16 protein-coding genes are annotated in these 20,127 nt (G+C 72.9%); 4 read left to right on the forward strand and 12 right to left on the reverse strand.

The genetic code is table 11. The features are described 5' to 3' along the window. Positions 1-11: 11 nt before the first annotated feature. The 8 genes from ACIGXW_RS29720 to ACIGXW_RS29755 all read right to left on the reverse strand — a co-directional run bounded on the left by ACIGXW_RS29720 (position 12) and on the right by ACIGXW_RS29755 (position 10,320). Complete coding sequence (locus tag ACIGXW_RS29720; protein WP_399575851.1) at positions 12-1,091, reverse strand: S1 family peptidase; 1,080 nt, start codon at positions 1,089-1,091, stop codon at positions 12-14. A gap of 298 nt (positions 1,092-1,389) precedes the next feature. Then, positions 1,390-2,244: a slipin family protein gene (locus ACIGXW_RS29725; RefSeq protein WP_399575853.1), complete on the reverse strand. Its 855-nt coding sequence runs from the start codon at positions 2,242-2,244 to the stop codon at positions 1,390-1,392. 172 nt (positions 2,245-2,416) lie between these two features. Further along, positions 2,417-3,337, reverse strand: coding sequence for a S1 family peptidase (locus ACIGXW_RS29730; protein WP_399575854.1), 921 nt, complete (start codon positions 3,335-3,337; stop codon positions 2,417-2,419). A 242-nt stretch (positions 3,338-3,579) separates the two neighbouring features. After that, the gene (locus ACIGXW_RS29735; protein WP_399575856.1) at positions 3,580-4,377 is read right to left on the reverse strand and encodes a DUF1684 domain-containing protein; all 798 of its coding nucleotides are present in this window, start codon (positions 4,375-4,377) and stop codon (positions 3,580-3,582) included. 5 nt (positions 4,378-4,382) lie between these two features. Beyond that, the gene (locus ACIGXW_RS29740; RefSeq protein WP_399575858.1) at positions 4,383-5,681 is read right to left on the reverse strand and encodes an NtaA/DmoA family FMN-dependent monooxygenase; all 1,299 of its coding nucleotides are present in this window, start codon (positions 5,679-5,681) and stop codon (positions 4,383-4,385) included. After that, positions 5,678-6,727, reverse strand: a complete 1,050-nt coding sequence (locus ACIGXW_RS29745; protein ID WP_399575859.1) for an LLM class flavin-dependent oxidoreductase — start codon at positions 6,725-6,727, stop codon at positions 5,678-5,680. Before ACIGXW_RS29745 ends, ACIGXW_RS29740 begins: the two co-directional genes overlap by 4 nt. Before the next feature lie 105 nt (positions 6,728-6,832). Next, positions 6,833-8,704, reverse strand: a complete 1,872-nt coding sequence (locus ACIGXW_RS29750; protein ID WP_399575861.1) for an FAD/NAD(P)-binding protein — start codon at positions 8,702-8,704, stop codon at positions 6,833-6,835. A gap of 362 nt (positions 8,705-9,066) precedes the next feature. Beyond that, the gene (locus ACIGXW_RS29755) at positions 9,067-10,320 is read right to left on the reverse strand and encodes a DUF5685 family protein (protein ID WP_399575863.1); all 1,254 of its coding nucleotides are present in this window, start codon (positions 10,318-10,320) and stop codon (positions 9,067-9,069) included. A gap of 274 nt (positions 10,321-10,594) precedes the next feature. On the opposite strand from ACIGXW_RS29755, the gene ACIGXW_RS29760 reads away from it, so the two are divergent. Beyond that, on the forward strand, positions 10,595-11,041 hold the full coding sequence (locus tag ACIGXW_RS29760) for a cell division protein SepF (RefSeq protein ID WP_071964922.1): 447 nt from the start codon (positions 10,595-10,597) through the stop codon (positions 11,039-11,041). A gap of 77 nt (positions 11,042-11,118) precedes the next feature. On the opposite strand, the gene ACIGXW_RS29765 is transcribed toward ACIGXW_RS29760, so the two are convergent. Together ACIGXW_RS29765 and ACIGXW_RS29770 are read right to left on the reverse strand one after the other, a co-directional pair. Continuing rightward, positions 11,119-12,288, reverse strand: coding sequence for an acyl-CoA dehydrogenase family protein (locus ACIGXW_RS29765; RefSeq protein ID WP_071964921.1), 1,170 nt, complete (start codon positions 12,286-12,288; stop codon positions 11,119-11,121). Between the two features lie 102 nt (positions 12,289-12,390). Further along, positions 12,391-14,019 (reverse strand): MFS transporter, encoded by a 1,629-nt coding sequence (locus ACIGXW_RS29770; protein WP_399575865.1) that lies wholly within the window; start codon positions 14,017-14,019, stop codon positions 12,391-12,393. A 154-nt stretch (positions 14,020-14,173) separates the two neighbouring features. Here ACIGXW_RS29770 and ACIGXW_RS29775 point away from each other — a divergent pair, with 154 nt between their 5' ends. Together ACIGXW_RS29775 and ACIGXW_RS29780 are read left to right on the forward strand one after the other, a co-directional pair. Continuing rightward, positions 14,174-15,358 (forward strand): glycosyltransferase family 39 protein, encoded by a 1,185-nt coding sequence (locus ACIGXW_RS29775; RefSeq protein ID WP_399575866.1) that lies wholly within the window; start codon positions 14,174-14,176, stop codon positions 15,356-15,358. A 262-nt stretch (positions 15,359-15,620) separates the two neighbouring features. After that, positions 15,621-16,649, forward strand: a complete 1,029-nt coding sequence (locus ACIGXW_RS29780) for a phosphatase PAP2 family protein (RefSeq protein ID WP_399575868.1) — start codon at positions 15,621-15,623, stop codon at positions 16,647-16,649. Between the two features lie 88 nt (positions 16,650-16,737). On the opposite strand, the gene ACIGXW_RS29785 is transcribed toward ACIGXW_RS29780, so the two are convergent. Beyond that, positions 16,738-16,953, reverse strand: coding sequence for an I78 family peptidase inhibitor (locus tag ACIGXW_RS29785; protein ID WP_399575870.1), 216 nt, complete (start codon positions 16,951-16,953; stop codon positions 16,738-16,740). Positions 16,954-17,456: 503 nt separating this feature from the next. On the opposite strand from ACIGXW_RS29785, the gene ctaD reads away from it, so the two are divergent. Next, complete coding sequence (gene ctaD, locus ACIGXW_RS29790; protein ID WP_399575871.1) at positions 17,457-19,139, forward strand: cytochrome c oxidase subunit I; 1,683 nt, start codon at positions 17,457-17,459, stop codon at positions 19,137-19,139. A gap of 10 nt (positions 19,140-19,149) precedes the next feature. On the opposite strand, the gene ACIGXW_RS29795 is transcribed toward ctaD, so the two are convergent. Beyond that, positions 19,150-20,040 carry a hypothetical protein gene (locus ACIGXW_RS29795; protein ID WP_399575873.1) on the reverse strand — a complete coding sequence of 297 codons (891 nt, stop codon included), beginning with the start codon at positions 20,038-20,040 and terminating at the stop codon, positions 19,150-19,152. Between the last annotated feature and the right edge of the window lie 87 nt (positions 20,041-20,127).

The raw sequence follows: 20,127 nt of genomic DNA on the forward strand, positions 1-20,127 counted from the left end.
CCGTGGGGGCGTCAGCCGAGACTCGCCCCGTAGGCGTCGAGGGCGGCCTGCACCGGTTGGTAGTAGGTCACCTTCGACGGGCTCAGCAGGCCGCAGCTGCCGCTGCCGCCCGAGAGGAGCCCCAGCGCCTTGGAGCCGTCGAAGAGAGGGCCGCCGCTGTCGCCGGGCTCGGCACAGACGTCGGTCTGGATCAGACCTTTGACCTGTCCCTGCTCATAGTTGACCGTGGCGTTGAGGCCGGTGACCTTGCCGCCGTGCAGCCCGGTGGTGGAGCCGCTGCGCTGGACCGCCTCACCGACGGTCGCCGCGCCGACCGAAGTGATGGCCTGCGACCGGCCGTTGTGGAGGTCCACGGCGCCCGGGGCCTCGGCGGCCGCGGTGTAGAGGGCGATGGCGTGGTCGCCGCCGGGGAACGTCGACGCCTCGGTCCTGGCGATCTGCGCGCCGCCCTGGGTGTCGGACCAGGTGGCCACGGCGTTGCCGCAGTGGCCGGCCGTGAGGAAGCCGGGCTTGCCGGCCTGTTTGACGTTGAAGCCGAGCGAACAGCGGGCGTTCGGGCCCCAGATGGCGTCGCCGCCCTCGATGAACCGGGTGAGCCGGGTGGAGATCCTGCGCACCGTCACCGTCTCCCCCAGGCCGGAGACGACCTTGTCGAGCTGCGCCCGCTTCGCGCCCGTGACGGTGGGGTCGGCGGTGACGACGACCCGGTTGACTCTGGGGTCCTGCACCCAGGCGGTGCCGGGAATGGCGGCGCGCTCGTTCAGCGCCAGCAGGGTCGAGTCGAGCCGGGCCTGGGTGAACCGGACGCGCTGGGGCCGCGCGCCCGCCGCACGCACGATCTTCTCGGCGGTCCGGTCGACGACGTTGACCACGAGGGCGCCGGCCCCGTCGTCGTAGTACGAACCGGCGACGGAGTCCTGGAGCCGGTCGGTGAGCGATACGGCGAGCCGTTGGGCGGAGAGCGGGGAGAGGGTGGCGGAGACCGGCCCGGGGGCCGCCTGGGCCTGTTGCGGGGCCAGGGTCACGGCGGTGAGGGCGACGACGGCCGCGCCGGCCAGAACAGCCCGCACGGACACCCGAAAGGACTTCAACTCGGCACCTCCAGTGGGGGGTTGGGCCCGCACTGAAGCCTGCGGGCCCGGAGGACGAACGACACAGCCGCACCCCCGATAGGAGGTCGCGTCCATGCCAAGTTGGTCCGTCGAGTGTCCCGATCGGGCAAGGGAGTGCACAAGGGCGACTTCCAGTCGCGCGTATGGTCATGCGTACGCCCCCCGCGTGCGCGACGCGCCGCCGGGGGACTTCCGCTCCGGCGGCGCGGTGGCCGGGGGAGTTCACGGGCACGGCACGTGGCGCGGCCCGGGGGAGGTTACCCCCGGGAAGAGGCTCCTAGGCGTGTCCGATACTCGCCTCGCCCTCCCCGGTTTCCGGACCGGGGGGCGCGACCGCCGGAGCGGGCGCCCGCTCCGCGCCCTCCGCGCCCGGCTGTGCCGAGCGCTCCAGGAAGCGCAGCAACTCCACGGGGAAGGGCAGCACCAGCGTGGAGTTCTTCTCCGCGGCGACCGCCACGATCGTCTGCAGCAGCCTCAGCTGCAGCGCGGACGGCTGCGACGACATCGTCTGCGCGGCCTCGGCCAGCTTCTTCGAGGCCAGCAGCTCGGCGTCCGCGTTGATCACCCGGGCCCGGCGCTCCCGCTCCGCCTCGGCCTGCCGCGACATCGACCGCTTCATCGTCTCCGGCAGCGAGACGTCCTTGATCTCCACCCGGTCGATGTGCACGCCCCACCCCACGGCGGGGCTGTCGAGCATCAGCTCCAGACCCTGGTTGAGCTTCTCCCGGTTGGAGAGCAGATCGTCCAGGTCGCTCTTGCCGATGATCGAGCGCAGCGAGGTCTGGGCCATCTGGGAGACCGCGAAGCGGTAGTCCTCCACCTGGATGACGGCCTCGGCGGGGTCGACGACCTTGAAGTAGACGACCGCGTCGACCCGCACCGTGACGTTGTCCCGCGTGATGCCTTCCTGGGCGGGCACCGGCATGGTGACGATCTGCATGTTCACCTTCCGCAGCCGGTCCACACCCGGAACGATCAGGATGAACCCCGGCTGACGGATCTGGGAGCGCAGCCGTCCCAGCCGCAGCACCACTCCGCGCTCGTACTGCTTGACCACCCGGGCCGCCGCCGCCAGGTAGACGGCACCGGTCGAGGCGACGGCCACTCCTGCCACCACGAGGTCTTCGACCATCACGGCCCCCTGCGTTGCACGTCAGGCGATACGTCCACGGTATGCCCGCGCCGGACCGTGGTCGAGCCCCCGGCCCCACTGGGGGGGCCGGGGGCCCTGTGCTGCTGGCCGCAGGCGTGGGGAAGGGCGGAGCGCGCTCGCGGTCAGACGCCGGGGACGGTCACGTACGGGGTCAGAAGATGCTCACCCCGTAAGCGCTGAGCGCCTTGGTGACCGGCTGGAAGAAGGTCGTGCCGCCGGAGCGGCAGTTGCCGCTGCCGCCGGAGGTCAGGCCCAGGGCGGTGGAGCCGGCGAAGAGGGCGCCGCCGCTGTCGCCGGGCTCGGCGCACACCGTGGTCTTGATCAGGCCGCGGACGACCTGGCCGCTGCCGTAGTTGACGGTGGCGTTCAGTCCGGTGACCTTGCCGCTCTTGAGCCCGGTCGTGGAGCCGCTGCGCTGGACGCTCTGGCCGACGGTCGCGTTGCCGGCGCCGGTGATGCGCTGCGATCCGCCGTTGTAGAGGTTGACCGCGCTGGGGTGGGCGATCGAGGTGTTGGCGTACTGCACGATGCCGTAGTCGTTGCCCGGGAAGCTGGTTCCGGTGGTGGGGCCGATGCTGGTGGTGTGGGAGGAGTTGGCGTAGTACTGCGGCTTGCCCTCGGTGCAGTGGCCCGCGGTCAGGAAGTAGTAGGTGCTGCCCTTGCGCACGTTGAACCCCACCGAGCAGCGCCAGCTCGGGGCGTAGACGGCGTCGCCGCCGGCCAGGAGCTTGCGGAAGGTGCCGGGGGTGCGCTCGACGCGCAGCGCTTCGGCACCGGGCCCGGCCTGGCGTCTGATCCGGGCTATGGCCGCGTCGGAGACGCTCGAGTCGGCGGTCACCACGAGCGTGTTGGTCCGCGGGTCGACGACCCAGGCGGTGCCGGCGACGTCCGCCGACTCGACGGCCGTGCTCACGGCGGCCAGCTGCGCTGCCGAGTGCGCTGCTGCCGTGGCGTCCTGGGCGTGGGCGTCGGTGGCGGCGAGGGCGGAGACGGCCGCGAGGCCGGAGGCCACCGCGGCGATGCGGGCTCGTCTGACGATGCCGGCGCGGGGGGTGGTGCGCTTGATCCTCACGTTGTTCCTCCCGAGTGGGGTCGGGGGCCCGGGTACGCGGACCCGTGAGGCGCAGCCAAAAGGACACCACGGTTCCACTTTCGCCGTGCCCCTGACAAGCGCTGTTCGGGAGTATTCGGGCCCCGCACCGCACGGCGCAAGAGCACCTTTCGGACGCGCCCCCGGCGCACGCCAAGTAGCCCCGACGGCTCGTGTGCCGCCGGGGCCGCGCAGGAGGCGGTCCCGCTCGCCGCTTCGACGCGTCAGCGCGTGCGCAGGTTCCGCTCCCCCGCCGGGACGTCGAACGGCAGCCTGTTGCCGGGCGGAGGGAAGGGACAGATGAAGTGGTCGGCGAAGGCGCACGGCGGCAGCACCGCGCGGTTGAAGTCGATGCTCACGCTCCCGTCGGCCGCGGGCGGCGGGGGCTTGAGGAAGCGGAAGCGGTAGCTGGAGACGCCGCTGGTGCCGTCGGCGAAGACGGCCCACATCGCCCCGTCCGCCTCCGCCGAGACCTGCAGCGTGTACTCCTCGCCGCCGACACCAAAGGCCAGTTCACCGGCGAGGTCCAGGCCGCGCCTGAGCCCGTCGGCGTTCTCCACCGCGATCGTGCGCTCCCGCTCGTACGGGCGGAACACCCCGGGCAGCGCCCAGCGCTCGTCGTGGTCGAAGGTGTCGATGCCGGCGAACGCCCGGCGGCCCGGCGACTGCGGGTCGTAGACGCGGACCGCCCACTGCCCTTCGCGGCGCATGACCAGCAGCTTCCGGGCGCCGTGCGCGAGGCGGGCGGTGGCCGGGCCGCTGTCGGGGCGCAGCAGCGCCTCGCCCTCCAGCGGCCGCCCGTCCAGGGTCAGCCCGTCCTCGGGACCGGCCGTCAGCAGCACACCGCCGCCTTCCCCGGGACGCGCGGTCCAGCGGCCGGGGATGGCCGGGATCCGACCGTCCGGGACATCGCCCAGCCAGTGCGTACCGGTGAGGGCGAGCGGCCCGTAGGGGGCCGAGACCGTCTCGGTGCGCTGCTCGCGCCACGCCTGCCACTGTCGTTGCGCCTCACTCGTGCTCATGCCGGTCAACCCTTCCATACGGGCAGCGGCAGCCCGAGGTGCTCGCGGAGCGTCGGGCCCGCGTACTCCGTACGGAACACGCCACGCTCCTGGAGCAGGGGCACCACGCGGTCGACGAAGTCGTCGAGTCCGCCGGGGGTGAGGTGGGGGACGAGGATGAAGCCGTCGGCGGCGTCCTCGGCCACGAACTCCGCGAGCCCGGCGGCCACCTGTCCCGGGGTGCCGACGAAGGTCTGCCGGCCGGTCGTCTCGAGCACGGTCTGCCGGATGGAGAGGCCCTTGGCCTCCGACAGGGCGCGCCACCGGGCGGCGATGGCGAGCGGGTCGCCGTGCCGGACCCGGCCCTGGGCCACGACCCCCGTCGGGTCGGGGTCGCTCTCCGGCAGCGGACCGTCGGGGTCGTAGGAGGACAGGTCGCGGCCCCAGACCTGTTCCAGCATCAGCAGGGCGGTCTGCGGGGATATCTGCTGCCTGCGGATCCCGGCGGCCTTCTCCTGGGCCTCGGCGGCGGTGTCGCCGAGGACGAAGGTCACTCCCGGCATGATCTTCAGATCGCCGGGGGCCCGGCCGTACGCGGCGAGCCGGCGCTTGACGTCGGCGTAGAAGGCGCGGCCGGCCTCGAGCGTGCCGTACCGGCAGAAGACGACGTCGGCGGACGAGGCGGCGAACTCCCGGCCCTCGTCGGAGTCGCCCGCCTGGATGACGACGGGGTGGCCCTGCGGGCTGCGCCCCACGTCGAACGTCCCGGAGACGGAGAAGTGCCGCCCGTGGTGGGCGAAGGGGCGCGGGGCGCCTCCGGGCGTCCAGGAGTCCCACAGTTCGCGGGCGGTGGCGACGAACTCGGCGGCGCGGGTGTAGCGGTCGGCGTGGCCGAGGTAGCCGCCGCGCCGGAAGTTCTCCCCGGTGAAGGCGTCGGAGGAGGTGACGACGTTCCAGGCCGCGCGGCCGCCGCTGAGGTGGTCCAGGGAGGCGAGGCGGCGGGCGAGTTCGTAGGGCTCGTTGAAGGTGGCGTTGACGGTGGCGGCCAGGCCGAGGTGGTCGGTGACGGCGGCCAGTGCGCTGAGCACGGTGAGCGACTCGGGGCGGCCGACGACGTCCAGGTCGTGCACCTTTCCCTTGTGCTCGCGCAGCCGTAGCCCCTCGGCGAGGAAGAAGAAGTCGAACAGGCCGCGTTCGGCGGTGCGGGCGAGGTGCTCGAAGGAGGCGAAGTCGATCTGGCTGCCGGCGCGCGGATCCTGCCAGACGGTGGTGTGGTTGACGCCGGGGAAGTGCGCGGCGAGGTGCAGCCGCCTGCGTGCCGTCATGCCGTCTCCTTCGTGGGGGCGTAGCGGTTGGCCGGGCGGGGCAGGCACAGGTGCTCGCGCAGGGTGCCGCCCGGGTAGAAGACGCGCAGCAGGCCGCGGTGCTGCAGCACGGGCACGGTGCCGTCGACGAGCAGGGCCAGGTCCCGGTCCGGGTCGGCGGGCCGGAAGTGGAAGCCGTCGGCCACGCCGTCGGCGTACCAGCCGGCGACGAGGTCGGCGAGGGCGACGGCGTCGGCGGCGGTGTGCAGTGCGACGGGCAGGGAGGCCAGGACGACGATCCGGCCCCCGGCGCTTCCCGGGTCGCGGCCGTGGGCGCGGGCGCGGCGGCGCAGGTCCTCGCGGGCGGCGCGCAGCGAACGGACGGCGCGGGCGTCGGGGGCGGGGCCGGTGCGGACGTAGGCGATGTCGGCGTACCGGGCGGCGGCCTCCCGGGGCAGCGCGGCGGTGGCGTCGACAGCGGTCACGGGGTGGCCCTGCGGCGGCCGGGGCACGATGGCGGGGCCGCGCACGCCGAAGCCGGGGCCTGCGAAGTCGACGTAGTGCAGCTTGTCGCGGTCGATGAAGCGGCCGGTGGCCGCGTCGCGGATCTCGGCGTCGTCCTCCCAGCTGTCCCAGAGCCGGGTGACGACGTCGGCGACCGCCCCCGCCTCGTGCCACAGGACGTCGGCGGGCGGCGCGGCACGCCGGCCGAAGGCGCCGGCCTCGTCCTGGCCGGGGGACACCCCCACGGTCCAGCCGGCGCGCCCCCGGCTCACCCAGTCGAGCGTGGCGACGGCGGAGGAGACGTGGAAGGGCTCGGTGTGGGTGGTGGTGACGGTGGGCACCAGCCCGATCCGGCCGGTGGCGGGCGCGAGCCTGGCGAGCACGGCGAGGGCGTCGAGCCGCCCGGCCCCGCCGACGGGCGGCCCGAAGGAGTCGCCGAGGGTGACGAAGTCGAAACACCCCCGCTCGGCAAGCCGCACGGCATCGAGATACGGCCCGGCGGCGAAAACACCGGCCCGATCGATGGCGACGGCAAGATGCAGGGGACGAGTGGGTTCAGACATAAGGGATCCTCGGAGTTGTGGGCAATCGTTCCGCTGGGCTGGGGGCACCTCCCAGCGGTAGCTGGGGGAAGGTGGGCACAACGGACCTGCAGGCAACGACCGCCCTCAGCGCAAACGCAAGGCGCGAAGCGCCTCACGCACCACGGCATCGTTCTGCCGAAAGGCCACGGCATTGGACCCCGGCCGCCCGAACGCCCCCGCCGACCGCGCATCGGTATGCGGCCCGAGCGCGAACCGCCGCGGATGCGGCCGCCCGTCGCGCCCCAGGACGCGGCCGTCCCCGGGATGCACGGCGAGCAGCCCGGCCGGCGTGACGCTCACCTCGGTGCGGAGCCCGCGCAGCAGGGGATCGCGGGAGCGGACGACGGTGGGGGCGGGCAGCCGGGCCTCGACGAGGGCCCTGGCCTCGACCGTCCGGCCGGGCACGCTCACGCTGCGGGCCAGGAACGTCCCGCGCTGCGGATCGGCGTCGACGGTGGTGTCCGCGCCGAGGAACCGCACCACCCCGGCGCGGGAGAGCGCGAGCAGCTGCCGCAGCCGGGGGCCGGGCGGCCCGGAGGCGAGGTAGCTGAAGAACCCGGGCCACTCGGCGCCGGTGTCCCCGAGCCCGGCGAGCCGGCCGTGGACGGAGAGCAGGGCGAGGAAGACGGCGAGGTCGGGGCTGTGGCAGGGGTTGTGGCGGCGGGCGAGGTCGGCCTCGATGTGGGAGCGCAGGGCGTCCTGCAGCGCGTCCCCGTCGGGGAAGCGCAGCCCGGCGAGCGGGGTGTCGAGCGCGTCGAGGTCGAGCCGGTCGGCCGGGTCGGGCACGGAGGAGGTGACCAGGACGTCGAGTTCGGCGCTGCCGGGGGCGCAGGCGGCGTACTTCTCCTCGAAGTCGGGCCAGGCGACGCGGGTACGGGCCGGGTGGGCGGTGAACAGGCGGTGGTAGTGGGCGAAGCCCAGTTCCTTCTCGACGAGGGGCCGGATGTCGCGGCGGTAGTCGAGGGGGCCCGGGCGGCGGCGCAGCTCCTCGATCCGGTCGGGGCCCAGGAAGCGGGGCAGCGGGGGGAGTTCGCCGTGCCAGGTGTAGCCGGTCTTGGCGCGGTACGGGACGCCGCGCCGCGACCCGACGTGCAGGACGGGCTCCTGCCCGGAGGGGTGGTAGGTGAGCGCGCCCGTCCCGGTGGCGTCGGTGCTGAAGCGGCCTCCCCTTCCTTCGGTGAGCAGGGCCATGAGGTCGATGAAGGCGAGGCCGAAGCCGCGGACGAGGACCGCTTCGCCGGGGCGGAGGCCGTCCAGGTCGCTGTCGGCGGTGAACTGGGGCGGCAGGTAGGTGAGTCCGTGGGTGGCCGCGAAGGCGGCGAGGTCCTGTTCGCCGGGGTCGGGCTCGGCGTCGAGGTGGCCCAGGGCGAGGACGACGATGTCGGCGACGAGGGGCCGGGGACGCCCCTGGAGCCACAGCAGTTGCCGGCCCGCGCGGGGGCCGGAGAGCCGCAGGGCCCGGCGGCGGTGTTCGTGGACGGTGACGCCGCTCGGCAGGGCGGCGACCGCGCGCCGGTACACCCAGGACAGATAGGCGCTCTGCAGCCGGCGACCGGCGAAGTCCCGGGGCCCTAACCGGCGGGCCTCGGCGGCGGTCGGCGGGTCCAGCCGGATCGTTTCGTCACCGTCGCGGAAGCGGGCCGCCCAGGTGGCGAGGGAGGGGCCGTTCCATACCGGGCCCTCCTGCTCGACGGAGGCGTCGGAGTACATGGTGACGTCCTCGGCCATGGAGTTCATCCACAGCAGCGGCGACTGGTCGTGCCGCCAGACGCGGCCGCCGCCGGGCGGGTACGGGTCCACGATGTGCAGGTCGAGCCGGGCGCCTCCGAGGAGTTCGGGCGCGTTGGCGGCGATCCGTTCGACGAGGCAGGTGCCGCGCGGGCCCGCGCCGACGATGGCGAGGGAGGGCGCGGGGCCGTGGACGTCAGGGGTGTGCGGAACAGGGGTCGCGGGCATGCGAAGGCTCCGTGGATGCGGGGATCGAACACGGGACGTGCTGCCTTCACATGGGCCGCGCCCCTCAGCACGGCCTGGGCCGAGGCTAATCCGGAGCAGCGGCCCACTGTCAACCCTGTCCATATGGATGTCCACACTGTGGGCGCCGGCACCCAACTCGGTTGACGCACAAACGGATGGCTGCTCCACTTGGGCTTATGCGTCCACGGCAGCGGCTGGTCACCCGCGACCACATCGACTTCGGTCGGGTGTGGTCCGCCTCCTGTACGGGCTGACCCCGCTCCCCCGCCGCGCGCTCGTCCGCGCGCGGCCCCGCTGCCTTCCTCCGCGCGGCAGTTCAGCCGCTCCCTCCCCTCGCGCTTTCAGCAGCCGCAGTCGCAACCACAGTCACAGCCGTCACAGCAACCGCCGCCTTCACCACCACCCTCACCACAGCTGCCACAGCAGTTGCAGCACTCCCCGCAGTCGCCACAGTCACCGCAGGAATCACAGCACTTGGCACACCAGCCCTCGCGCGGCCGCCCGTCCCACGGGTCGTGGTAGGGGTCCTTGCAGCACACCTGACCGGTGCAGAACAGCCCGGTCCACACGGCGCATCCGGCGATCAGCCCACGCCGCCGCCCGCCCCGGGGCGGCCCCGGCGGCGCGGGCGGCGGGGGCGTCGGGGGCGCGCCGTACGGGCCGTACGAGCCCTCCGCCTCATGGCCGGGGCGGTGTTCGTGCTGCCCGGGCACCGCACAACCCCCGCCGGCGAAGGCCCGGTCGACGGAACGTTCCAGCTCGTGCGCCAGCAGGATGTGCGCCAGCCTGCCCTGCGCCTTGCTCGCGAAGTCGACCTCGCGCAGCGCCAGCCGCACCCCGTGCACCGCGTCGTCGCACAGCCGCCGCACCTCGGTGAGTTCGGTACCCGTGGCGGCGATGGGGTTCCAGGCCCCGGTGCGGGTGTCCTCGTCCAGGTCCTCGACGGCGTCGAGCAGATGGGCGAGGCGCCCGAAGAGCCGGCCCGCCTCCTCCAGCGGCGCCCGGTTGGCGGGCCGTCCGGCCAGAACGGCCGTATAGGCGAAGGCGGCCGCGGTGGCCGTCTCGGTGGGCTCGGTCACCTCCAGCAGCGAGGTGCCCGTCCGGGCCAGCGCCTCGATCCCGGCCTGCCGTTCGACGGCGTCGACCAGAACGGCCGTGTCGAAGCCGAGTTCCGTCCCCGTACGGGCGCCCGCACGGTCCCACCTGGCGGCCACCCTGCGCGCCGCCGCCGCGACCGGGCGGCGCGCCAACATCCCGTCGCCGTCGGCGACATGGTCGCGCATCTTCGCGGACGCCAGTACGAGCGATACCGAAGCGGCCAACCGGGCGCCCTCGCCCTGTGCCACGGGCGCGGAGCGCATCCCGCGCAACGGGCAGGGCCCCGCCGTGCGCCGCCAGGAGTCGGCACCCTCGGCGGCCGACGACTGCGCCTCGACGAGCACCGATATGACCAGCCCGTCGTAGTTGGTGGCTATTCGAGCAAACTGCCCGTGATCGCCCTTCAGTGCCAGGCAGAGGCCGCAGAGATGGGCCATCCACTCGGTTCGCATGCTCTCGGACAGCCGATGACGGCATGGCCTGATGATCCCGAACAAAACGTGCCCCCGTGTGTGGTGTCGATGTGCCCGGGCATCCTATTCACCGGGGACAATCGAGCTGGGCCGGAGCCCGCTCCCTAGAACCATGCCGCATATGCCCAGGTCCAGCGCCTGCGGCCAACTAACAGGGGTTTCTGACGCACCGCCACCCGCTTTGCACCAGATGCGTCACGAAATCCCCGCATGGCCGCCATCCACTTGGCACATCATCCGCATCATGGACGACCATAGAGGAGCGGGCGGAACACACCGCGTGTGAGAGGAGGCGTCCATGGGATCGGTGCGCAAGGCGAGTGCCTGGCTTGGCCTCGTCGACGACAGCGATGACGAGCGCTACTACGGCGGCTACGAAGAGGACTCGGACGAAGGGCCCGAGCCCGGCGACTCCTGGGTGACCAACCCGAAGGTGCGTGTGGCCGACGAGGTCGCACAGGAACAGGGCACCCGCATCGCCACGGTCACCCCGGACGGCTTCCGGGACGCCCGGGGCATCGGCGAGCTGTTCCGGGCGGGCGTCCCGGTGATCGTCAACCTCACCGGCATGGAGCCCAGCGACGCCAAGCGGGTCGTGGACTTCGCGGCCGGCCTGACCTTCGGCCTGCGCGGCTCGATCGAGCGGGTGGCCAACCGCGTGTTCCTGCTCACCCCGGCCGACTACAAGGTCGTCAGCGGCGAGCAGCCCGGCCGCGCGAACGGCGGCTTCTTCAACCAGAGCTGACGGCCGGAGGTCCGGGGGCGCCCCCCGGATAGACACAGCAACCAGAGCTGACGGCCGGCGGCCGACTGGGCGGGGGCTTACCGGAACGCGTCGAGACCGGTGAGTGCCTTGCCCAGCACCAGCTGGTGCATCTCCACGGTGCCCTCGTACGTCAGCACCGATTCCAGGTTCGTCGCATGCCGCATCACGGGGTACTCCAGCGAGATCCCGTTGGCGCCCAGGACCGTGCGGGCCGTACGGCAGATCTCGATCGCCTCCCGCACGTTGTTCAGCTTCCCGAAGCTCACCTGTTCCGGCCGCAGCCGTCCCGAATCCAGCCGCCGCCCCAGATGGTGGGCGAGCAGAACGCCCTTGTGCAGCTCCACCGCCATGTCGGCCAGCTTGGCCTGCGTCAGCTGGAAGCCGCCGATGGGCCTGCCGAACTGCTCCCGCGTCCGCGCGTAGTCGAGCGCCGACTCGAAGCAGGTGCGGGCCGCGCCCATCGCTCCCCACACGATCCCGTACCGCGCGTGGTTCAGACAGCCCAGCGGCCCCCGCAGCCCGGTGGCCTCCGGCAGCACGGCGTCGGCGGGCAGCCGCACCTCGTCCAGGACCAGCTCGCTGGTGACCGAGGCGCGCAGCGACCACTTGTGCTTGATGTCCGGTGCGGAGAAGCCGGGGCTGTCGGTGGGTACGAGGAACCCCCTGATCCCGGCGTCGGTCTGCGCCCAGACGACGGCCACCCCGGCCACCGAGCCATTGGTGATCCACATCTTGCGCCCGGTCAGCACCCAGTCGCCGCCGGCGTCGCGCTTGGCGTAGGTGCGCATGCCGGCGGGGTCCGAGCCGTGATCGGGCTCGGTCAGACCGAAACAGCCGATGATCTCACCGGCCGCCATCCCCGGCAGCCAGCGCTGCTTCTGCTCCTCGGAGCCGAAGCGGTGGATGGCGTACATCGCGAGGGAGCCCTGCACGGAGACCAGGGAGCGGATGCCGGAGTCGGCGGCCTCCACCTCCAGGCACGCCAGCCCGTACTGGACGGCGCTCGCGCCGGCGCAGCCGTAGCCGGTGAGCTGCATGCCGAGGGCGCCGAGGGAGCCGAGCTCGCGGGCGAGTTCACGGATGACGGGCAGTTCGCCGCTCTCGTACCACTCGGCGATGTACGGCAGCACACGGTCCGCCGCCCAGGAGCGCATGGTCTGGCGCACCGCGCGGTCCTCGTCGGTCAGGAGGTCGTCGATGCCGAGCGGATCATGCGGGTCGAACACGTCAGCCTCCGGCCGGGCGCGGGGTGATCATCGGTCACCACCGACGCTACGACCGGGTAACCCCCGGCGTCCAGACCCGGCGGCTGCCGGTCCGGCGCCGCCTCAGGCCGCGGGCACCCCGTCCGGCGGGGCCACCGCCGCGGGGGACGCGTCGGCGTCGGCCGCGACGCGCGGCAGGCGCAGTGCGGCGAAGGCGCCGAGCAGGAGCAGTGCGGCGCTGACGGCCAGCGTGATGTGGAGGCCGTGGACGAAGGAGTCCCGTGCCGCGGCCCGCAGGGCCGCACCCGCGGGGCCGCCGAGCCGGTCGGCGACGTCGTACGCCTCCCCCAGCGAGTGCCTCGCCGCGGCGCCCGCCGCGCTCGGCACCCCCGGCACCGCGGCCACGCCCGGTGCGTACGCGGCGTTCATGACGCTGCCGAGCAGGGCGATGCCCATGCCCGCACCGAGCTGGTAGGAGGTCTCGCCGATCGCCGCCGCGCCGCCCGCCGACTCCGCGGGGGCCTCGCTCAGCATGGACTCGTACGCCCCGAAGAGCGTGGTCTCCAGGCCGAAGCCGAGCAGGACGAAGCCCACGACGAGGGCGACGGGCCGGTCCTCGCGGCCCATGACGGTCAGCGAGAGCACCGCCATCGCCGTCAGCACGAACCCGGCCGCGACCATGGTGCGCGGTCCGAAGCGGTGCAGCACCCGGGAGCCGGCCAGCCCCGCCGCCATCGCGGCGAGCGTGAGCGGCAGCAGCCGCAGGCCCGTCTCGAGCGGGGTGAGGCCGAGCACGAGCTGCAGATACTGGGCGGCGACGAGCTCCAGCCCGACCAGCGCCAGCATGGCCAGCACGATGCAGCCCACGGACGTGCCGAACGCGGGCCGGGTGAACATCGCCAGGTCGACCAGCGGGTGCTCGCGCCGGCGCTGCCGCCGTACGAAGAGGACGATCAGAGCGGCCCCGAGGGCCGCCGGGACGACCGTGCCCAGGGAGAGCGCGTCGGCTCCGCCGACCCGCTTGACGCCGTAGACGACGCCGAACAGCCCGAACGCCGCCATCAGCGCGCCGAGCACGTCCCACGGTCCGTTGCGGTCGCCGGTCGACTCGGGCAGCAACCAGCGTCCGATGGGGAGGCTGACCGCCATCAGCGGAATGTTGATGAGGAAGACCGAGCCCCACCAGAAGTGCTCCAGCAGGAAGCCACCGAGCAGCGGTCCGACCGCCGCGCCCACCGCCGCCACCGCGCTCCACACGCCGATGGCCACCGCACGCTCCCGACGGTCGGGGAAGACCTGCCGGAGGATGGACAGCGTCGCCGGCATGATCATCGCGCCGCCGACGCCGAGCAGGGCCCGGGCGGCGATCAGTACCTCGGGAGCCGTCGCGAGGGCGGCCAGCGCCGAGGCCACGCCGAAGAGCGCGTAGCCGAACAGCAGCACGCGGCGGCGGCCGACGCGGTCGCCGAGGGTGCCGAAGAGGATGAGCAGCGAGGCGCAGACGAGCGGGTAGACGTCGACGATCCACAGCAGCTGTATCGCCGACGGCCGCAGGTCCTCGGTGACGGCCGGCACCGCGACGTGCAGCACGGTGGCGTCGACGGCGACGAGGAGCAGGCTGACACAGAGGACGACGAGCACGGCCCAGCGGTTGGCGCCGGCGGGACCGTACCCGTCCGCGCGGCGCGGCCGTGGCCGCTGCCGGGGAACGCCGACCGGCCGTCGGGGGCCGGCGGTGGTCGTCCCGGACATCCACACACCTCCGTGTCGTGCGCTCGCGGCCGCCGATGGCCTGGAAATTATGGGGCCCCGGCGGAGTCGAGGGGCGAGTGAGTCGACAGAGTACGCGAGTCCCGCGGGAAGCCACGTGGCCCGCCTCACGTCGCGGGGCTGGGACAATCGACCGATGACCGATCTCGCCACCCCCTCCGGCATAGCCCCCGGCGCGGCGGCCGCGGCGCCCCGCGGCCGCGCCGCGCTGCGCCGCGCCGTCCCCGCCCTGCTGCTGTTCGCGGCGGTGCGGGCGCTGGGCGTCGTGGCGCTCGCCCTGTGGGGGCTGGCGGACGGCAAGGGGGCGCGGCACCTTCTCTCGGCGCGCTGGGACTCCATCTGGTACGCCCGCATCGCCGAGCAGGGGTACGGCTACACCCTCCACCTCCCGGGTGGCAAGGTCCACTCCGACATGGCGTTCTTCCCGCTGCTGCCGTGGCTGGAGCGGCTGCTGTCGGCCGTCCTCCCGCTGTCGGTGCCCGACGCGGGGCTGGTGGTCTCCGCCGTCGCGTCGCTGTGCGCGGCCTGGGGGATCTTCGCGGTCGGCGATCACCTGTACGGGCGGCGGACGGGTGTGGCGCTCGTGGTGCTGTGGGCGGCCCTGCCGGTCGGCGTGGTGCAGTCGATGGCGTACTCGGAGTCGCTCTTCACGGCGCTGGCGGCGTGGAGCCTGTACTGCCTGCTCACCGGGCGCTGGGTGTGGGCCGGGGCGTTCGCCGCGCTGGCCGGGCTGACCCGGCCGGTGGGGGCGGCGGTGGTCGCGGCCGTGTGGATCACGGCGGCGGTGGCCCTGCTGCGGGCGCGCCGCGCACCGGACCCGCGGCCGCCGCTGCCGCGCCTGCTGCTCGGCGTGGCGCTGGCGCCCCTGGGCTGGCTGGCGTACTTCGCCTGGGTCGGGGCGCGCACCGGCAGCGTCACCGGCTATCTGGACGTACAGGGCGGCTGGGGCAACGGCTTCGACGGCGGGCTGGCCTTCGGCTCCTTCGTCTGGGAGCGGCTGGCGGGCCCGGCGTTCCCGGCGGGCCTGGGCCTGCTGGCCGGCGTCGTCCTGGTGCTCGTGCTGTACCGGGCCGGGGTGCGGCAGGGGCAGCCGCTGCCGCTGCTGTTCTTCACGGGCACGGTCCTGCTGCTGGCGCTGACCGCCAAGGGGTACTTCGGCTCCAAGCCGCGGCTGATGATGCCCGCCTTCCCGCTGCTGCTGCCCCTGGCGGCGGCGCTGGCCCGGCTACGCACGGTACGCGCGGTGTCCGTGGTGACCGTCGTCGCACTTGCGTCGGCCGTCTACGGCGCGTTCTGGCTGCACGGCTCCGGACCCCCATGATCATATTTTCGGGACGCGCGGCGGGCCGGCGGATAACGCCGCGGAACTCCTCGGCCAATCGCCGATAAACGCCTTCGTACGGAATGGAATTAAAGCGGTCCGGTCCCTTGCCCGGGAGGGCTGACGATTCTTTAGCTGTTTCTTATTCCGGCGTTTCAAACCTGAGCCTCCGCCACGATTGAGACGCATTCCACATCACATCGTCATCACAAAGAGCCCCGAACGGCCTAAGCCTCCCGTCACGCAATGTAACGTCGATTGAGTGCGTACCGATGACGAGCTCGTCCCCGTGGAGGAGCACCCGACCGAGCCCGTGCGGCCGCGGATGACCCGTACCCGCCTGGGGATCTTTGCCGCGACCTCCGTGGTCTACGCGGCGATCGTGGTCGGCGTGGTCACCACGTCCTGGCCGGTGCGGTTCGACTGGCAGGTCATGCTCTTCCGGCCGTACAAGCAGTGGCCGGAGATCCATGCCTTCCTCGACTACTTCGTGGTCCTGGGCCAGCGCGGCCCGACCGCGGTGGCCGTGGCGGCCTGGCTGGGCTGGTGCACGTACAAGCACAGGACCCTGCGTCCGCTGCTGGTGCTGGGCACGTCGTTGCTGCTGCTCAACGCGACCGTGGGCGCCGCCAAGATAGGCATGGGCCGGCTCGGCCCGCACTACGCCACCACCGTCGGCTCGAACGAGATGTTCGCCGGCGGCGACATATTCCCCTCCGGTCACACCGCCAACGCCGTGGTGACCTGGGGCGTCCTCGCCTATCTGGCCACCACGCCGCGTGCCCGCCGGATCGCCTCGGTGGCCGCCGCGATGCTGGCCCTGGGCGTCGGGATGACGACGGTCTACCTGGGCACGCACTGGATGAGCGATGTGACCCTGGGCTGGACCGCGGGCCTGCTGGTGCTGCTGGTCCTGCCCTGGTTCGAGCCGCTCATGGCCCGCACCGACGCCTGGCTTCTGGGCCTTTGGCAGCGGCTGCGCGGGCGCCGCGCGCTCGTCCCGGCCGCCGTCCCGGTGGCCGCCTCCGTCCCGCTGGGCGCTCCGCGCGGCCCGGTCGACGACGAACTGCCCGTCCTCGAACCGGTGGCGGCGGGCAGCCGCCAGGGCGCCGGTGCCTCGGTCCGCGTCGCCGACGGCAGACCGCACCTGTCCCCCCGGCCGCACACCGCACGCTCCGAGCGGACGCCGGTCACCCCCACCGGCAGCCGCCGGCCGCCGCACGCCGACCGCGCGCCGCGCACCTCCCCACTGGGCCCCGGCGCCGGCCGCGGCCGCGCCGCCGGGAACTGACGGCCCCGTACCGCACATGACGTGAAGGCGGCCCCGGAATCCCCGGGGCCGCCTTCCGTCGTGTCGCGGCCGTGCGCCGCCCGCCGGGTCAGCCCTTCCAGCAGCGCTCCACGACACCGGCGCGGACCTCGAAGTTCAGCCGGCCGATCCGGTACTCCATGGTGATGATCGCGCCGGGCGGCAGGGCCCGTACGTCCGTCCAGCCGAGGGCCCGCGCGCGGACGGCGGCCGCTTCCTCGGGGAGGCCGACGTAGGCCCCGGTGTCGTCGTCGGGCTCGCTGGGGAGGTTGGGGAGAGGTGCCATGGCAGCCACCGTAGGCGGCGCCGCGCGGCGGCGGAAGCCGGGGCCGCCCGGGCGCGGAACCCCGCCCAAGGCACCACTGGTCACACTTCTGTCACAGAAGACCCGTCGGGGTTTGGCCCGGAAGACCTCACCCGTGCGAGCACTCCGCTTTCTCCCCAGCGCTTGCGCAAAACCTCTGCGGTGAATTCACCTATCCGTTCCGGAACGGAGCCGCTAACCGAGCTTCCCGCACCTCGAATTACCGGGCCCGGGCCCGCCGGGATATTGATCCACTTTGGTGCGCTATTGATCCCGGGGCGAATTCCCCGACGCCCGGCCACCGGAGGCCCAGCACACCCGGAATATAAAGTTCCGGGACATCACTCGCCGTCCATGGGCTCCGGTTTGACACGGTGTCGGGGAGGCACCCTCGCGCGGTGTGCTCCCGGCGGAGCATCATGGCGATACCCGAGAGAGCACCTGTGCACGAGTAGCCCGTGTGGGCCGACAGCGAGGGGGCACGGATGGGGACCGGGACCGCGCAGAGCACCGCAGCGGATCCGGCCGGAGCCCGGCGGCCCGGCCGGATCGTCGTGGACTGGCTGACGACCACCGACCACAAGAAGATCGGCCACCTCTACCTGATCACGTCGTTCGGCTTCTTCCTCGCCGCCGGCCTGCTGGCCATGCTGATGCGCGCGGAACTGGCCCGCCCGGGCCTGCAGCTGATGACCAACGAGCAGTTCAACGAGGCGTTCACCGCCCACGGCACGATCATGCTGCTGCTGTTCGCCACCCCGGCCTTCGCCGGCTTCGCCAACGCGATCATGCCACTGCAGATCGGCTCGCCGGACGTGGCGTTCCCCCGGCTGAACATGTTCTCGTACTGGCTCTACCTCTTCGGCGGCCTGATCGTGGTGGCGAGCCTGCTGATGCCGCAGGGCGGCGCGACCTTCGGCTGGACCGGCTACGCGCCGCTGAGCAGCATGGCCCGCTCCCCCGGCATCGGCACCGACATGTGGATCATGGGGCTGGCGCTGTCCGGCTTCGGCACGATCCTCGGCGCGGTCAACTTCCTGACCACCGTCATCGGCATGCGGGCCCCCGGGATGACGATGTTCCGGATGCCGGTCTTCACCTGGAACGTGCTCTTCACCTCGATCCTGATCCTGCTGGCCTTCCCCGTGCTGGCAGCGGCCCTGCTCTGCCTGGAGGCGGACCGGCGGTTCGGATCGGTGGTCTTCGAGGCCGAGTGGGGCGGGGCGCTGCTGTGGCAGCACCTGTTCTGGTTCTTCGGCCACCCCGAGGTCTACATCATCGCCCTGCCGTTCTTCGGCATCATCACCGAGATCATCCCGGTGTTCTCCCGCAAGCCGATCTTCGGCTATCTCACGCTGGTCGGGGCCACCATGACCATCACCGCCCTGTCGGTGGTGGTCTGGGCGCACCACATGTTCGCGACGGGCGCGGTGCTGCTGCCGTTCTTCTCCTTCATGTCGTTCCTGATCGCGGTGCCGACGGGCGTGAAGTTCTTCAACTGGATCGGCACGATGTGGAAGGGCTCGCTGTCCTTCGAGACACCGATGCTGTGGGCGGTGGGGTTCCTGGTGAGCTTCCTCTTCGGCGGGCTGACCGGGGTGATCCTCGCGTCGCCGCCGCTGGACTTCCACGTCACGGACACCTACTTCGTCGTCGCGCACTTCCACTACGTGGTGTTCGGGACGGTGGTGTTCGCGACGTTCGCCGGCTTCTACTTCTGGTGGCCGAAGTTCACCGGGAAGATGCTGGACGAGCGGCTGGGCAAGGTCCACTTCTGGACCCTGTTCGCCGGCTTCCACACCACGTTCCTCGTCCAGCACTGGCTGGGCACCGAGGGCATGCCCCGCCGCTACTCCGACTACCTGGCGGCCGACGGCTTCACCGCGCTCAACACGCTCTCCACCATCGGCGCGTTCCTGCTGGGCCTGTCGAACCTGCCGTTCTTCTACAACATCTGGAAGACCGCGCGGTACGGCAAGAAGGTCGGCACGGACGACCCGTGGGGCTATGGCCGCTCCCTGGAGTGGGCGACCACCTGCCCGCCGCCCCGCCACAACTTCCTCACGCTCCCCCGCGTCCGCTCCGAGTCCCCCGCCTTCGACCTGCACCACCCGGAGGTGGAGGCACGGGTCCGGCCGCCCGCCGCGGCCGGACCCACCCCACGATGACCGGGGCGCGCTACCGGGCGGCGGCCACCGGCGGCCGCTCGTCGACCTTGATCGAGAGGTCGTTGTCGACCGTGTAGTACGGGCTCACCCGGGCAGGGGCGTAGGAGGCCGCGTAGGGCTTCGCCGGGTAGGTGAAGATCTGCTTCTTGTCGGCGACGTCGTCCAGGATCCGGGCGATGCGGACCGGCTGCGAGCCCTCCGGCCCGCGCAGCCACAGGTCCCACACGTCCAGTCCGCCCCGCCACTCCTCGCACAGCTGTGCGTAGGAGAGGGCGAAGGTGAAGTCCTGGCCGTCGGCGGTGACCGGTGCGGTGCGCACCAGCTCGGGGGCGCGGCGGCAGCGGGCCTCGACGACGGCCCCGGCGAGCCAGGCGCCGGGGTCCTCGACCCGGTAGAGGCTGCCGTGGCCGGTTATGCCGGAGTCCTCGACGAGCACGTCCCCCGCCTCGGCGTGCGGGGCGCGCAGCCAGCTGCGCAGGGAGAGGTTGCCGTGCTTGGTCGCGTACGGGATGCGGACCGCCAGCGGCGAGGTGCTGGGGCCGGGCCTGCGGTCGACCAGGGAGCGCAGGTCGGCCAGGCCCGGCAGCAACCGCTGCGGGGCGGCCTCGCCGCAGGCCACGTGGACGTCCCAGCGGCCTTCGGGGAGGGCGACCGTGCTGGGCAGGACGGCGCGCACCCGGCCGGCACCGCTGGGCGCGAGCGGCAGACGGACCTCGTCGGCGTCGCCGGGCGCCTCGGCCGGGGCACTGCCGCGGCGGCGCAGCACGAGGGCCGCGGACCAGTGGGCGGCCGCGTCGGCGCTGCCGGGGACGTCGAGGTCGAAGGTGAGTCCGCCCGCGGAATCGGCGATGCAGTCGGCGCTGGGGTTTTCCGCGCCGAAGGCCAGGGGAGGGGCAGACACGTCGGTGCACTCCTCGGAGGTGGTGGTCGAAGGAAAGCCGGGAGGACGCTCGTCGGGGCTCCCGGGCACGGTGGGCTGGTTCGGCGG

The sequence above is a fragment of the Streptomyces sp. NPDC053079 genome, assembly GCF_044546695.1.
GTDB lineage: Bacteria > Actinomycetota > Actinomycetes > Streptomycetales > Streptomycetaceae > Streptomyces.

Coding starts and splice junctions, on each gene's coding strand:
- ACIGXW_RS29725 (WP_399575853.1), bottom strand. CDS start 2,244: ATGGTCGAAGACCTCGTGGTGGCAGGAGTGGCCGTCGCCTCGACCGGT.
- ACIGXW_RS29735 (WP_399575856.1), bottom strand. CDS start 4,377: ATGAGCACGAGTGAGGCGCAACGACAGTGGCAGGCGTGGCGCGAGCAG.
- ACIGXW_RS29740 (WP_399575858.1), bottom strand. CDS start 5,681: ATGACGGCACGCAGGCGGCTGCACCTCGCCGCGCACTTCCCCGGCGTC.
- ACIGXW_RS29745 (WP_399575859.1), bottom strand. CDS start 6,727: ATGTCTGAACCCACTCGTCCCCTGCATCTTGCCGTCGCCATCGATCGG.
- ACIGXW_RS29750 (WP_399575861.1), bottom strand. CDS start 8,704: ATGCCCGCGACCCCTGTTCCGCACACCCCTGACGTCCACGGCCCCGCG.
- ACIGXW_RS29760 (WP_071964922.1), top strand. CDS start 10,595: ATGGGATCGGTGCGCAAGGCGAGTGCCTGGCTTGGCCTCGTCGACGAC.
- ACIGXW_RS29770 (WP_399575865.1), bottom strand. CDS start 14,019: ATGTCCGGGACGACCACCGCCGGCCCCCGACGGCCGGTCGGCGTTCCC.
- ACIGXW_RS29775 (WP_399575866.1), top strand. CDS start 14,174: ATGACCGATCTCGCCACCCCCTCCGGCATAGCCCCCGGCGCGGCGGCC.
- ACIGXW_RS29785 (WP_399575870.1), bottom strand. CDS start 16,953: ATGGCACCTCTCCCCAACCTCCCCAGCGAGCCCGACGACGACACCGGG.
- ctaD (WP_399575871.1), top strand. CDS start 17,457: ATGGGGACCGGGACCGCGCAGAGCACCGCAGCGGATCCGGCCGGAGCC.